This window comes from Pseudomonas chlororaphis subsp. piscium (assembly GCF_003850345.1).
GTDB lineage: Bacteria > Pseudomonadota > Gammaproteobacteria > Pseudomonadales > Pseudomonadaceae > Aquipseudomonas > Aquipseudomonas piscium.
On record NZ_CP027707.1, the window covers coordinates 688842 to 701841 of the forward strand.

The 13000-nt window shown below is 64.5% G+C and carries 14 protein-coding genes; 5 read left to right on the forward strand and 9 right to left on the reverse strand.

Annotated features, from left to right (window positions below; translation table 11 throughout):
* Nucleotides 1-10: 10 nt before the first annotated feature.
* From C4K38_RS03075 to C4K38_RS03105, 7 genes are all read right to left on the reverse strand, one after another.
* A complete protein-coding gene (locus C4K38_RS03075) occupies nucleotides 11-1144 on the reverse strand; it encodes an AGE family epimerase/isomerase (protein ID WP_053277228.1) in 1134 nt (377 codons plus the stop codon).
* Nucleotides 1145-1323: 179 nt separating this feature from the next.
* The gene (locus tag C4K38_RS03080; protein ID WP_053277229.1) at nucleotides 1324-1896 is read right to left on the reverse strand and encodes a HupE/UreJ family protein; all 573 of its coding nucleotides are present in this window, start codon (nucleotides 1894-1896) and stop codon (nucleotides 1324-1326) included.
* Between the two features lie 37 nt (nucleotides 1897-1933).
* Nucleotides 1934-2548, reverse strand: coding sequence for an urease accessory protein UreG (gene ureG / locus C4K38_RS03085; RefSeq protein WP_009046721.1), 615 nt, complete (start codon nucleotides 2546-2548; stop codon nucleotides 1934-1936).
* A 37-nt stretch (nucleotides 2549-2585) separates the two neighbouring features.
* Nucleotides 2586-3260 carry an urease accessory protein UreF gene (locus tag C4K38_RS03090; RefSeq protein ID WP_053277230.1) on the reverse strand — a complete coding sequence of 225 codons (675 nt, stop codon included), beginning with the start codon at nucleotides 3258-3260 and terminating at the stop codon, nucleotides 2586-2588.
* Nucleotides 3257-3757: an urease accessory protein UreE gene (ureE, locus tag C4K38_RS03095; RefSeq protein ID WP_053277231.1), complete on the reverse strand. Its 501-nt coding sequence runs from the start codon at nucleotides 3755-3757 to the stop codon at nucleotides 3257-3259. Before ureE ends, C4K38_RS03090 begins: the two co-directional genes overlap by 4 nt.
* Nucleotides 3758-4024: 267 nt before the next feature.
* Nucleotides 4025-4657, reverse strand: a complete 633-nt coding sequence (locus tag C4K38_RS03100; RefSeq protein WP_038582510.1) for a TetR family transcriptional regulator — start codon at nucleotides 4655-4657, stop codon at nucleotides 4025-4027.
* Between the two features lie 236 nt (nucleotides 4658-4893).
* Nucleotides 4894-5316 (reverse strand): hypothetical protein, encoded by a 423-nt coding sequence (locus C4K38_RS03105; protein ID WP_053277232.1) that lies wholly within the window; start codon nucleotides 5314-5316, stop codon nucleotides 4894-4896.
* A 388-nt stretch (nucleotides 5317-5704) separates the two neighbouring features.
* Here C4K38_RS03105 and C4K38_RS03110 point away from each other — a divergent pair, with 388 nt between their 5' ends.
* Entirely contained in the window at nucleotides 5705-7780 is a 2076-nt protein-coding gene (locus tag C4K38_RS03110) for an AsmA family protein (RefSeq protein ID WP_053277233.1), read from the forward strand.
* A gap of 171 nt (nucleotides 7781-7951) precedes the next feature.
* Here the strand turns inward: C4K38_RS03110 and C4K38_RS03115 are convergent, their stop codons facing one another.
* Entirely contained in the window at nucleotides 7952-8863 is a 912-nt protein-coding gene (locus tag C4K38_RS03115; RefSeq protein ID WP_053277234.1) for a LysR substrate-binding domain-containing protein, read from the reverse strand.
* 141 nt (nucleotides 8864-9004) lie between these two features.
* On the opposite strand from C4K38_RS03115, the gene C4K38_RS03120 reads away from it, so the two are divergent.
* The 3 genes from C4K38_RS03120 to C4K38_RS03130 all read left to right on the forward strand — a co-directional run bounded on the left by C4K38_RS03120 (nucleotide 9005) and on the right by C4K38_RS03130 (nucleotide 11157).
* Complete coding sequence (locus C4K38_RS03120) at nucleotides 9005-9643, forward strand: FMN-dependent NADH-azoreductase (protein WP_053277235.1); 639 nt, start codon at nucleotides 9005-9007, stop codon at nucleotides 9641-9643.
* A gap of 9 nt (nucleotides 9644-9652) precedes the next feature.
* Nucleotides 9653-9958 carry a DMT family transporter gene (locus tag C4K38_RS03125; RefSeq protein ID WP_009046729.1) on the forward strand — a complete coding sequence of 102 codons (306 nt, stop codon included), beginning with the start codon at nucleotides 9653-9655 and terminating at the stop codon, nucleotides 9956-9958.
* Between the two features lie 308 nt (nucleotides 9959-10266).
* On the forward strand, nucleotides 10267-11157 hold the full coding sequence (locus tag C4K38_RS03130; protein ID WP_053277236.1) for an esterase/lipase family protein: 891 nt from the start codon (nucleotides 10267-10269) through the stop codon (nucleotides 11155-11157).
* 27 nt (nucleotides 11158-11184) lie between these two features.
* Here C4K38_RS03130 and C4K38_RS03135 read toward each other — a convergent pair whose 3' ends face one another.
* Nucleotides 11185-12072: a DMT family transporter gene (locus C4K38_RS03135; RefSeq protein ID WP_053277237.1), complete on the reverse strand. Its 888-nt coding sequence runs from the start codon at nucleotides 12070-12072 to the stop codon at nucleotides 11185-11187.
* Nucleotides 12073-12168: 96 nt separating this feature from the next.
* On the opposite strand from C4K38_RS03135, the gene C4K38_RS03140 reads away from it, so the two are divergent.
* Nucleotides 12169-12957, forward strand: a complete 789-nt coding sequence (locus C4K38_RS03140; RefSeq protein WP_053277238.1) for an AraC family transcriptional regulator — start codon at nucleotides 12169-12171, stop codon at nucleotides 12955-12957.
* The last annotated feature ends 43 nt before the right edge of the window (nucleotides 12958-13000 follow it).

Genomic DNA, 13000 nt, shown 5'->3' on the forward strand with positions numbered 1-13000 from the left:
GTACTGAAGGTCAGCCGAAGTATTCAGCCAAACCGAGGTAGCAGGTCGCCAGGTGATAAGGCGTGGTCGACGGCATGTCCCGGCGGCTGAGCACGCCATGGGCGTCCAGGCATTCGTTCCAGCCTTTGGCATGCAGGAAGTGTTTTTGCAGCGCCAGCAACTGGCGTTGCAGGCGTTCGGCGCTGTCCTGGCGCAAGGTCAGGGCGCGCAGGTATTCGGCCTGGGCCCAGATGCGCTGGGTCGGGTCGAGCACGCTGCCCTCGACACTCAACATCCCGCTCACCGCACCGCTGTGGTTATCCACACCGACGTGCTCGGCATAGGCGAAGGCTCGCACCAGCGAGGCGTGCAACGGGCAGCCACGCAGCAGGGCCGAGGACTGCAGCAGGAAGAACCATTCGAACTGGTGCCCCGGCTCGAACCAGTTATCCACAGCTCCCAGGGGTTTCTCCATCATCAGCCCATGCTGCGGCTCGATGAAGCGCTGCTGTATGGCCTCGCACAGGGCCAGCAATGCGCCTTGCACGGCGGCGTCGTCACGCACGGCCAGGGTGGCGAGGAAGGCTTCGGCCAGGTGCATCAGCGGGTTTTGCAAGGGGCCGGACGCCAGGGACGACCAGTCCTCGGCGAGGACCGCCTCGTACAGGCCATCGCTGCTGGCAAAGCGCTCGGCCACCACTTTCAGCGCGGCATTGAGCACCGACTCCACCAGCGGCTCGCGGACCTTGGCCCAGTAATGGGCGCAGGCAAAGATGATGAAGGCGTGGGTGTAGAGGTCCTTGCGCCTGTCCAGCGGCGCGCCCTGGGCATCGATGCTGTAGAACCAGCCACCATGCTCGGCGTCGTGGAAGTGCCGTTGCAGGGAGCGGAACAGCGCAGCGGCGCGCGCTTCGGCAAGCGGCGTGCGGCCATCGCCGATCAGGCTGGAAAACAGGTACAGCTGCCGGGCGCAGGCCATGGCCCGATAACGTTGCGGCGGCAGCGGGGCATGCTCGGCGTCCAGCGCCTCGAAGGGCAGCGCCAGCTCCGGATTCCAGCCCGGCCCCTGCCAGAGCGGCACGATCACGGTGTGGAAATGCTGCTGCACGGCCTTGAACAGAGCGGTCGATTCAGGCGGGGAAGTGGGGCTGGAAACATCGGGCATTGGCTGGCGTCGTCACGGCAGGGTGGAATGCGCGACATGGTAGCAGAGAAGGCCCCGGGGATCGTGGTACGCGGGGGTGGACGTTTGGTTGTAGGAGCGAAGCTTGCTCGCGATGCAGGCGATGCGGTCTGTCTCCAAGAACGCATCGCGGGCAAGCCTTGCTCCTACTAGGGGCCGTTTCAGCCTGCCAGCAACCAGGCGCCGGTAGCGGCCGACGCCGCACCCGCCAGGCGCACCAGCGGCGCGGCGGCTTGTGGCAGGACCCGTACCACGGCGTAACCAGCCGCGTGCAGTGCCGCGGTGGCGGCGACGAAGCCAGCGGCATAGGTCCAGGGGCTGGACATGTCCGGCAGTTCCAGGCCGTGGGCCACACCGTGGAACAGGGCGAACAGCGCGGTGGCGGCCACCGCCAGGCTCAGCGGCGGGCGCACCGCCAGGGCCACGGCCAGGCCGAGGGCCAGGACCGACGCGGCGATCCCGCTTTCCAGGGCCGGCAGGTTCATCCCTTCAAAACCCAGCACGCCGCCGATCAGCATGGTGCCGACGAAGGTGCAGGGCAGTGCCCAGCGCGCCGCGCCTTGTTGCTGCGCGGCCCACAGGCCGACCGCAACCATCGCCAGCAAGTGGTCGAGGCCGCCGATCGGGTGGCTGATACCGGCGATCAGGCCGTTGTCGCCGTGGCCCGGGTGCGCGAAGGCCAGGGCGGGAGTCAGCAGCAGGGCGAGGGTGCCGAAAATGCGTTTGAGGGTCATGGGCAGGCTTCCTTGTTGAGCAGTTTGAAAAGTGCGATCAGGCCGCGGTCAGCAGTCCCTGGCGTTCGATAAAGGCGATGATTTCCTCCAGGCCCTGGCCCGTCTTCTGATTGCTGAAGACGAACGGCTTGCCGCCGCGCATGCGCCGGGTATCGCCGTCCATCATCTCCAGCGACGCGCCAACCAGGGGCGCCAGGTCGATCTTGTTGATCACCAGCAGGTCGGACTTGCAGATGCCCGGGCCGCCTTTGCGCGGCAGCTTGTCGCCCGCCGACACGTCGATCACGTAGATGGTCAGGTCGGACAGTTCCGGGCTGAAGGTCGCCGACAGGTTGTCGCCGCCGGACTCCACCAGAATCAGGTCGAGGCCGGGAAAACGCCGATTCAATTGATCCACCGCTTCGAGGTTGATCGAGGCGTCTTCGCGAATCGCCGTGTGCGGGCAGCCACCGGTTTCCACACCGATGATGCGCTCGGGCGCCAGGGCCTCGTTGCGCACCAGGAAGTCGGCGTCTTCGCGGGTGTAGATATCGTTGGTCACCACCGCCAGGTTGTAGCGTTCGCGCAGGGCCAGGCACAGGGCCAGGGTCAGGGCGGTCTTGCCGGAGCCCACCGGGCCGCCGATGCCGACGCGCAGAGGTTGTGTGTTCATGCGGCTCTCCAAAATAAAGGCACCAAAATAAAAGGACTTATGAACGGAACAGGCGGCTGTACTGGCGCTCATGGGCCATGCACGCCAGGGACAGGCCGAAGGCGGCGCTGCCGTAATGTTCGGGGTCGAGGCTCGAGGCATGGCTCTGGGCCTGTTGCAACAGCGGCAGCAGTTCGCTGGTCAGGCGCTGGGCGGCCTGCTGGCCCAGGGGCAGGGTTTTCATCAGCACCGCCAGCTGGTTTTCCAGCCAGCTCCACAGCCATGCGGCCAGGGCGTCCTGGGGGCTGATGCGCCAGGCGCGCGCGGCCAGGGCCCAGCCCAGGGCCAGGTGCGGCTCGGCGATCTGCTCGAGAAAGGCGCGGGCCGGCACATCCAGCTCGGGCAGGCCGTTCAGCAACTGTTGCAGGGAGTAACCCATCTGCCGGCTTTCCTGGTGCAGCTCGCGGGTTTCGCGGCTGGCGCGATGTTCCTGGCACAGCTGCAGCAGCTGCGCCCAGTCCTCATCGGCGGCCGCCTGACAATGGGCTAGCAGCAGCGGCGCTTCGAAGCGCGCCAGGTTGAGCAGCAACTGATCGCCGATCCAGCGCCGGGCGCTGTGCGGATCCTTGACGGTGGCCTGTTCCACAGCCATTTCCAGGCCCTGGGAATAGCTGTAGCCGCCAATCGGCAGCTGTGGACTGGCCAGGCGCAGCAGGGCCCAGGCCGGATTCATGGGCGCACGCCGAACTGGTGCAGCCGCGGCGCGTAGTTGAAGTCCTCGTCGCCGTGGCGGGAATGATGGTGGCCACCGCCGTAGGCGCCGTGTTCCGGCTGGAACGGTGCCTCGATGGTTTCGGTGCTGGCGCCGAGCTGTTCGAGCATGGCCTTGAGCACATAGTCGTCCAGCAGGCGCAGCCAGCCATCGCCGACTTGCAGGGCAACATGGCGGTTGCCCAGGTGGTAGGCGGCGCGGGTCAGTTCGAAGGCATTGCGGCAGGTGACATGCAGCAGGGTTTCCGGACGCGCGCAGACCCGCACGATCCGGCCGTCCTCGGCTTGCAGGTATTCGCCGTCGTGCAGCGGCGGCTGGCCACGCTCCAGAAACAGCCCGACGTCTTCGCCGTCGGCACTAAAACAGCGCAAACGGCTTTTGCTGCGGGCTTCGAAGGTCAGGTGCAACTCGGCGGACCAGTCGGGTTGCGGCGCGATTCTGCGATGAATCACCAGCATTGGAAGGCTTCCAGCTATGAGCGATGCAGGGTGTAGAGCAAGTGCCTTGCCAATCGCCCGGTCTGATCGGAAACAGGTGGGAAGCGCCTGAAAATGGGGCAGGCTTCTGTTTTATTTTGTTACAAATTCAGGGTTCGATCTGATTTATAGCACTGACTTGGTGCGCTGTGCTGTTTTTTGATGCGCGGCAAAGCGCCGCTCTGGCGCAGGCCATAGCGGGCATGTGAGGCGGTGGAGGAGGTGGTGCGGTTGAGCGAAGCGGCGGGCTTATTCCGTGCTGCCCAGCCCCTGCCAATGCTTGAGGCCGATAAAGATGAAACGCAGCTGCTGGGTGATTTTCGCCTGGGGCGTGAGGTGCTCGGGCAGGGCTTCGGCAGGCGGGTCGATGATGTCCGGCAAGGTGGCGAACACACTTTTGACGATCAGGTCGGCCATCACCGTCAGGTCGGCGATGTTCAGGTGTTGCAGCTTGGGCATCAGGGTCAGGTCGGCCGCGAGGTCGGCGCTGATGTTTTCCCGCAGGCTGGCGATCGCCTGGCGCACCGGCAGCGAACCGCCGTACTGCTCGCGGGCGAGAAACAGGAACTGCGAACGGTTGGCCGCTACCACGTCGAGAAAGATCCGTACCGAGGCATCGATGATGCCGCCCATGACAAATTCGTTATGGCGCACCAGGCGGATGGTTGCGCGGAAGGTCTGGCCGACTTCGCTGACCAGCTCCAGGCCGAGCTGGTCCATATCGGCGAAATGCCGGTAGAAACCGGTCGGCACTATGCCGGCGGTTTTCGCCACTTCGCGCAGGCTCAGGCTGCCGAATCCGCGGCCGCATTCCATCAGGTGGCGGGCAGCGTCCATCAGAGCGTTGCGAGTCTGTTGTTTCTGTTCGGCGCGGGGCAGCATCGGCTGACTGGTTTCTGATCAAAAGAGCGGCGCACTCTAGCAAATCAACTTTGCCGGCGTCGAACCTGGTGGGGGCGGTGGGTTGAAGGCGAGGCTTGGATCGGAACGGTGGGCGCAGAAAAAGCGGAGCAGTTCAGGAAAAAACAAAGCCCGATCCAGGGACCGGGCTTTTCTGTAGAGGCATCATAGGCTTGACTCACAGCTGGGTTGCGTTAGGCCAAACGGTCGTTGCCGTCTTAAACCAGACCTTTCTCTTCCAGGCGATCACGGCCGCCTTCAGCTACAGCTTGGCCCAGGGGAGTGCGATCGAAGCCGTCTTCAGCCAGGGTCTGGCCTTGTGGAGTGCGGTCGCTGCCATCGGAAGCCAGGGTCTGGCCTTGTGGAGTGCGGTCGCTACCGTCGGAAGCCAGGGTCTGGCCTTGTGGGGTGCGGTCGCTACCGTCGGAAGCCAGGGTCTGGCCTTGTGGGGTGCGGTCGCTGCCATCGGAAGCCAGGGTTTGGCCTTGTGGAGTGCGGTCGCCACCATCGGCAGCCAGAGTCTGGGTGAATACCGAGGTGCTTGCCTTGACTTGTGGGGTAGCCTGTTCGGCGGCTGGCAGGGCGAAAGCGTTGGCTGCCAGAATCGAGAGGGTCAGGCTAAGCAGTAATTGGCGTTTCATGATGAGTTGCTCCTTGGGAGGGCGATAAAGTGGGTACGGAGCCAATGTTACGCGCGCTAATTCGATATAAAAGTTCATAAAGACAATGGTAATAATCAACAGAATTGATTGTTCGGCCCGAGGGCTCTAGAACGGGCCTTTTCGAAGAAGGGTTTTGCACCGGGGTGGGTATTTTCGACCCATCTGCGCCTCGCAAAAGTGCGGCGGCGGTAACGCCAAGCTGGCGCTTCGGTCAGAAAAATCCGTGCTTGTGTGTCTGATTCGCGGCTTTGGGTTAAACCTGCGGGCCGTTTGTCAGTCCTAGTTTTCATGACCGGTGGATTTCAACCCCGGCAGTTCATGAGGGCGTCGCCATCCAGGCGCCCGTCAGTAGTCAGGAGCCCTGTGCATGACGCGCACCCGTAAAATTCTCGCCTGGACAGTCGGTAGCCTTTTCCTGCTGCTGGCCGTGCTGGTACTGATCATCGCGTTCTTCGATTGGAACCGGATCAAGCCGCCACTCAATGCCAAAGTCTCCGAAGAGCTGCATCGCCCCTTCGCCATCAACGGCAACCTGGCGGTGATCTGGCAGCGCGAGCCCGACGAAGGCGGCTGGCGGGCCTGGGTGCCGTGGCCGCATGTGGTGGCCGAAGACCTGACCCTGGGCAACCCCGAGTGGTCCAAGGCGCCGCAGATGGTCAGCCTCAAGCGCGTCGAATTGCGTATTTCACCCCTGGCATTGCTGGCGCAGCGCGTGCGCATTCCGCGTATCGACCTCACCGAGCCGAATGCCGCCCTCGAGCGCCTGGCCGACGGCCGCGCCAACTGGACTTTCCAGTTCGACCCGAAAGACCCGAACGCCGAACCCTCCAACTGGGTGGTGGATATCGGCGCCATCGGCTTCGACAAAGGGCATATCACCCTCAATGACCAAAACCTGAAAACCCGCCTCGACCTGCTGGTCGATCCGCTGGGCAAGCCGATTCCATTCAGCGACATCGTCGGCGACAAGGCGGCGAAGAAAGCCGAGGAGAAAGGCTCCGCGCCCCAGTCCTATGCCTTTGCCTTCAAGGCCAAGGGGCAGTATCACGGCCAGGCGCTGGCCGGCTCCGGCAAGATCGGCGGCCTGTTGGCGCTGCAGGAGGCGAACAAGCCGTTCCCGCTGCAGGTCCAGGCCACGATCGGCGATACCCGCGTCGAACTGGCCGGCACCCTGACCGACCCGCTGAACCTCGGCGCTCTGGATTTGCGCATGAAGCTCGCCGGCACCAGCCTGGGCAACCTGTACCCGCTGACCGGTGTGACCCTGCCGGACTCGCCGGCCTATGCCACCGATGGCCACCTGACCGCGCAGCTGCGCGATCCGTCCGGGGCGAAGTTCCAGTACGAAGACTTCAACGGCAAGATCGGCGACAGCGACATTCACGGCAACTTGACCTACGTCGCCAGCCAGCCACGGCCCAAGCTGAGTGGCGCGCTGGTGTCCAATCAGTTGCTGTTCAGCGACCTGGCGCCGCTGATCGGCGCCGACTCCAACGCCGAGCAGAAGGCCCGTGGCGGCGACAGCAAGCAGCCGGCGGACAAGGTGCTGCCGGTGGAAGAGTTCCGCACCGAGCGCTGGCGTGACATGGACGCCGATGTCGAATTCACCGGCAAGCGCATCGTCCACAGCGCCGATTTACCCTTCACCGACCTGTACACCCACCTGGTGCTCGACGACGGGCGCCTGAGCCTGGAGCCGCTGCGTTTCGGCGTGGCCGGCGGCAAGCTGGACGCGCAGATTCGCCTCAACGGCCAGGCCACGCCGCTGGAAGGCCGAGCCAAGCTGACCGCGCGCAACTTCAAGCTCAAGCAGCTGTTCCCGACCTTCGAGCCGATGAAAACCAGCTTCGGCGAACTCAACGGCGATGCCGATATCGCCGGGCGCGGCAATTCGGTGGCGGCCCTGCTCGGCAGCGCCAACGGCGAGCTGAAGATGCTGATCAACGACGGCGCCATCAGCCGCAGCCTGATGGAGATCGCCGGGCTCAACGTCGGCAACTATGTGATCGGCAAGATGTTTGGCGACAAGGAAGTGAAGATCAATTGCGCCGCCGCCGACTTCGGCATCAAGACCGGCCTGGCCACCAGTCGCCTGTTCGTGTTCGATACCGAGAACGCGATCATCTACATCGACGGCACCGCGAACATGGCCAGCGAGCGGTTGGACCTGACCATCACCCCGGAATCCAAGGGCCTGCGCCTGTTCTCCCTGCGTTCGCCGCTCTATGTGCAAGGTAAGTTCATCAAGCCGGAGGCCGGGGTCAAGGCCGTGCCGCTGATGTTGCGCGGGGCCGGCATGGTGGCGCTCGGGGTGATCGCCGGGCCGGCGGCCGGGCTGCTGGCGCTGGTGGCACCGAGCGGCGGCGAGCCGAACCAGTGCGCGCCGCTGCTTCAGCAGATGCGCTCGGGCAAGGCGCCGGTGGCGGTCAAGGCGACCCGTTAAGCGAGCGACCTTATCGCGAGCAACGCCTTCCTCGCAGGAGCAGCCGGTCGACGCTCGATTGCTCGCGATGAACGATAACGCGGTACTACGGACACTCCGCGGTGCCTGGATCGCGGGCAAGCCTCGCTCCTACGGGGACGGATGACCCCACGCATCCAGCGTAGGAGGGCATCAGCCAGCGGCGAGCATCGGATGCCCGGCCGCCTGGGCTTCTTCGCGCAGCCACTGGAAAAACGCCCGCACCGGCGGATGCCGTTCGCGCCCGGGCACGCACAAGGCGCTGTAGCCCGCGCCGTCGACATGGATCTCGGGGCGATAGGGCACCAGCAGGCCGCTGCCCACGCTTTCCGACACCAGGATATTGCTGGCCAGCACCAGGCCCTGGCCGGCGATGGCCGCTTGCAGGGCGTAGTGTTCCTCGTCGTATTCGCGAAACACCGGGCGGTCCTGCATCCAGCTTTCCTGCGCCTTGTCGCACCAGGCCTCCCAGCCATGGGCGTAGAGCTTGGAGTTGTGCCAGCGCACGCTGATCAGCGTCGGCGTTTGCTGGTGGGCCTGGGCCACCTGCTCCGGCGAGCCGTAGACCGCGAAGCACTCATCGAACAGGCACAGCCCGTAGAGATTCGGGTAGTTGTCCAGGCTGTAGCGGATCACCAGGTCGACACTCGCATCCTGCTGCAGGTCGATGACCTCGCAATTGGTGTCCAGGCGCAGGTTGATGTTCGGGTACCGGGCATAAAAACGCCCCAGGCGCGGCACCAGCCACAGCGCGGCGAAGGCCGGCGTGGTGGAGATCATCAGGTTCGCGCCGCTGCGTTGCGGGCGCAGGCTGTCGACGCTCTGCGCCACTTCCAGCAAGGCGCCGTGCAGGCTGTGGAACAGGCGTTCGCCGCATTCGGTCAGGCGCACCTGGCGCGGCAGGCGCTGGAACAGCGGCACGCCCAGCCAGCTTTCCAGGGAGCGGATCTGGTGGGAAATCGCCGTGGGCGTAACCGACAGTTCCTCGGCGGCGGCCTTGAAACTCAGGAGCCGGGACGCCGATTCGAAGGCGCGCAAAGCGGTCAGCGGCAGGTTGGCAAACATAAAGGGTCACCTTATGGGTGAAATGGATTCATCCTGATCAACTATTGCTCATTTGTTCACGGGGGCCGGCATCAATAGTTTTATTCCCACCCAGGAAGGCTTTTACGGTCTTCCGCAATTATCCAGGATGAGGAATGACAGATGAGCAGAATTCTAGCAGTACATGGCAGCCCCCGTGGCGAACGCTCCCATTCGCGGCGGCTGACGGAAGGCTTTCTCCAGGCCTGGCTCGAGGCCCATCCCCAGGGCCAGCTGACCCGTCGGGAAGTCGGCCGGGCCTCGCTGCCCCATGTCAGCGAGGCCTTCGTCGCCGCGGCGTTTTATCCCGAACCCCAGGCGCGGCCCCTGTCGATGCAGGCCGACCTGGCCTTGAGCGACGAGCTGGTGACCGAGTTGCTGGAGCATGAGCTGCTGGTGATTTCGGCGCCGATGTACAACTTCAGCGTGCCCAGCGGCCTCAAGGCCTGGGTCGACCAGATCGTGCGCCTGGGCCTGACCTTCAATACCGTCCAGGACAACGGCATCGCCCAGTACGAGCCGCTGGTGCGGGGCAAGAAAGCGCTGATCGTCACCAGCCGCGGCGGCTTCGGCTTTGGCCCGGGCGGCGAGCTGGAGGCCATGAACCATGCCGACCCATGGCTGCGCACCGCGCTGGGTTTTATCGGCATCGACGACGTCACGGTGGTCGCGGCGGAAGGCGAGGAATCGGCCGAGCGCACGTTCCAGGTGTCCTGCGCCGAAGCCGAGCAACGCTTGCTGGCGCTGGCGCGGACCTTCTGAGGAGGCGATATGGCCTGGCTGTTCTTGCTGATCGCCGCTGCCTTCGAAGTCACCTTCGCCATGGGCATGAAGTACGCCGAGGGTTTCACCCGGTTATGGCCGTCGCTGCTGACGGTGGTGGCCGCGCTGGGCGGCATCTACTTCCTGACCCTGGCGATGCGTGAGTTGCCGGTGAGCATCGCCTACCCGATCTGGACCGCCATCGGCTCCCTGGGCACGGTGTTCCTCGGTTTTGCCTTGCTGGGGGAGAGCCTGACGCTGGTCAAGCTGGTGTCGGTGGGGCTGATCGTGGCCGGGGTGGTGGGGTTGAAATAGCCTATCCCTTGTAGGAGCGAAGCTTGCTCGCGATGGGCGGCGTAGCAGCCCCAAACCCGCTTCGGTTTTACTGGAGGAAATCCATTGCCTGAACCGGAGCTATCGCGAGCAAGCTTCGCTCCTACAGACCCGGGGCGATCTATTTATTGCCAATCCCCTGTAGCGAGCTTGCTCGCGTTAGCCTTGGGGGAATGTCATACAGTGGTCGCGAAGCTGTCATCTTGGCTGTCGATGCTCTTGGCTGTTGTCCCGCATCCAGCCTTGGGCGCCGCTGTCCCTGATACCAGTCCGATCACAAGGATGTTCCCATGTCCCAAGAGCTTGCCACGCGTTACCCGCTGGTCCTGGTCCCCGGCATGCTGGGGTTTATCCGGCTGGTGCTGTACTCCTACTGGTTCGGCATCGAGTCGGCGTTGCGCCGCGGCGGGGCCACGGTGATTGCCGTGCAGGTTTCGCCGCTGCATAGCACCGAGGTGCGCGGCGAGCAGTTGCTGGCGCGGATCGAGGAGATCCGCCGTGAAACCGGCGCCGACAAGGTCAACCTGATCGGCCACAGTCAGGGGGCGCTCACCGCCCGCTACGCCGCGGCCAAACGGCCGGAGTGGGTGGCCTCGGTGACCTCGGTGGCCGGGCCCAACCATGGCTCGGAGCTGGCCGACTACATCGAGCGCCACCATTCCATCGACACCCTGCGCGGGCGCGTGCTGAGTTTTATCCTGCAAATGATTGCCGTGCTGATGAGCTGGCTGGACACCGGCTATCGCGGGCCGAAGCTGCCGGCGGATATCCATGCCTCGCACCGTTCGCTGACCAGCGAGGGCGTGGCGCTGTTCAACCGCCAGTACCCCCAGGGCCTGCCGGAGACCTGGGGCGGGCAGGGGCCGGAAGAGGTCAACGGGGTGCGTTACTACTCCTGGTCCGGCACCTTGCAGCCGGGCAAGACCAATCGCGGGCGCAACCTGTTCGACGGCACCAACCGCAGCTGCCGGCTGTTCGCCAGGACCTTTGTCCGCGAGGCCGGGCAGTGCGATGGCATGGTCGGCCGCTACAGCTCGCACCTGGGCACGGTGATTGGCGACGATTACCCCCTGGACCACTTCGATATCGTCAACCAGTCGCTGGGGTTGGTGGGCCGGGGCGCCGAGCCGATCCGGCTGTTCGTCGAGCATGCGCAGCGGTTGAAAGCGGCGGGGGTATAGCCAGAGAGGTCTTGAGATGACGATCCGTCAGACGACGCTGGCCTTGCGTCCCAGCACTGTGGTCCAGCGTTCCGACAGAATCACCCCGCCCAGGGTCAGCACCCCACCCACCAAGTGATACAGCGCCAGCTGTTCATGCAGCACCACTGCGGCAATCAGCGCGGTGATCAGCGGCAGCAGGTTGAAGAACAGCGTGGTGCGGCTCGGCCCCAGGCGCACCACCGCCTGCATCCAGGCCAGCGGCGCGAGCATCGAGGCCAGCAGGCAGGCATAGAGCACCAGGGGAATGTTGTGCAGGGTCAGGCCGGTTTTCGGCGAGGCCAAAAACAGCGGAAACAGCACCACCACAGCCACCAGCACCTGCAGGTACAACAGCACCAGTGGCGGCAGGCGCAGCTGCCATTTTTTCAGCAGGGTGCTGTAGATCGCATAGGCCAGGGTGGCGATCAGCATCATCGCGTCACCCAGGTTCACCCCGTGTTCCAGCAGAGCGGCCAGGCTGCCGGACGACACCACCACCAGCACCCCGGCAAACGACAGCACCGCACCGACCAGGGCGCCGGCCGTCAGGCGCTGGCCGAGGCTGGCGATCGCCATGGCCAGCGACATCAGCGGCATCAGCGAGAGGATGATGCCCATGTTGGTGGCCGAGGTCAGTGTCGCGGCGAAGTAGGCCAGGCTCTGATACACCGCCATGCCCAGCACGCCGAGGATGAAGATCTTGCCCAGGTTCGGACGGATCACCGCCCACTGGGCGACCACCGCCTTGAGCATGAAGGGCGTGAACAACAGACCGGCCAGCAGCCAGCGATAGAAGCCGATCTCCGCGGGGAAGATCGCCCCGACCGCCAGCTTGTTGATGACGGTATTGCCGGCCCAGATAAAGACGGCCAGTAACGGATAAGCGTATTGCATGAGGACAACCAGAACGTTGATGAAGGGTGATTATCCCTCTGTCTGGATCCAGGCCTATACTTCGATCCAGACAACCCGCCCCTGAATCCGGACAGCATGAGCAAAAAACACATCGACCTGCTGCCCTTCAGCGGTCTGCCGGCCCCGGTGTACTTTCGTTATGCCGATTTCGATGCCCACAGCCATGCGCTGGAACATCGCCACCCCTGGGGTTGCCTGGAATATTCGGCCCATGGCGTGATGCACATGGAGATCGCCGGCCAGCGCTTTATGTCGCCGCCGCAGTACGCCATCTGGATTCCGCCGGGCACCGAGCACAGCTTCTACAGCCCGCAGCCGATCGTGTACCGCGCCGTGTGCCTGGCCCCGGAGCTGTGCCGGGTGCTGCCGCAGCAGGCCTGCACCCTGGCCATCAGCGATATTCTCAAGGCGATCCTCAAGGACTTCGCCGCGCGCGACGTGCAGATCCCCGAGCAGGAGGCGGACAGCCGCCTGGCCCAGGTGATGCTCGACCAGTTGCAACAGGCCCCGGTGCATGACGGTTACCTGCCTTATGCCAGCAGCCCGTCCTTGCTTGGTGTGCTGGAGGCGTTGCAGGCCGCCCCGGGGGATAACCGCGCGCTGGCCGATTGGGCGCGGCAGATCCATGTCAGCGAACGCACCCTGGCCCGGCAATTCGTGCGCGAACTGGGCATGAGTTTCGGCGAGTGGCGCCAGCGCCTGCGCTTCCTGGCGTCCATCGAAGCGCTGGATAGTGCGCGCAGTGTCCAGGAGGTGGCGTTCGACATGGGCTATAGCAGCGCTTCGGCATTTATCGCGATGTTTCAGCGCCAGGCCGGTTGCACCCCCGAGCAGTACCGGCGCACCAGCCTACAGAACAGGTGAACCTGTAACAGGGTTTGTCTACACTGCGCTGGAGGCCGCGCCC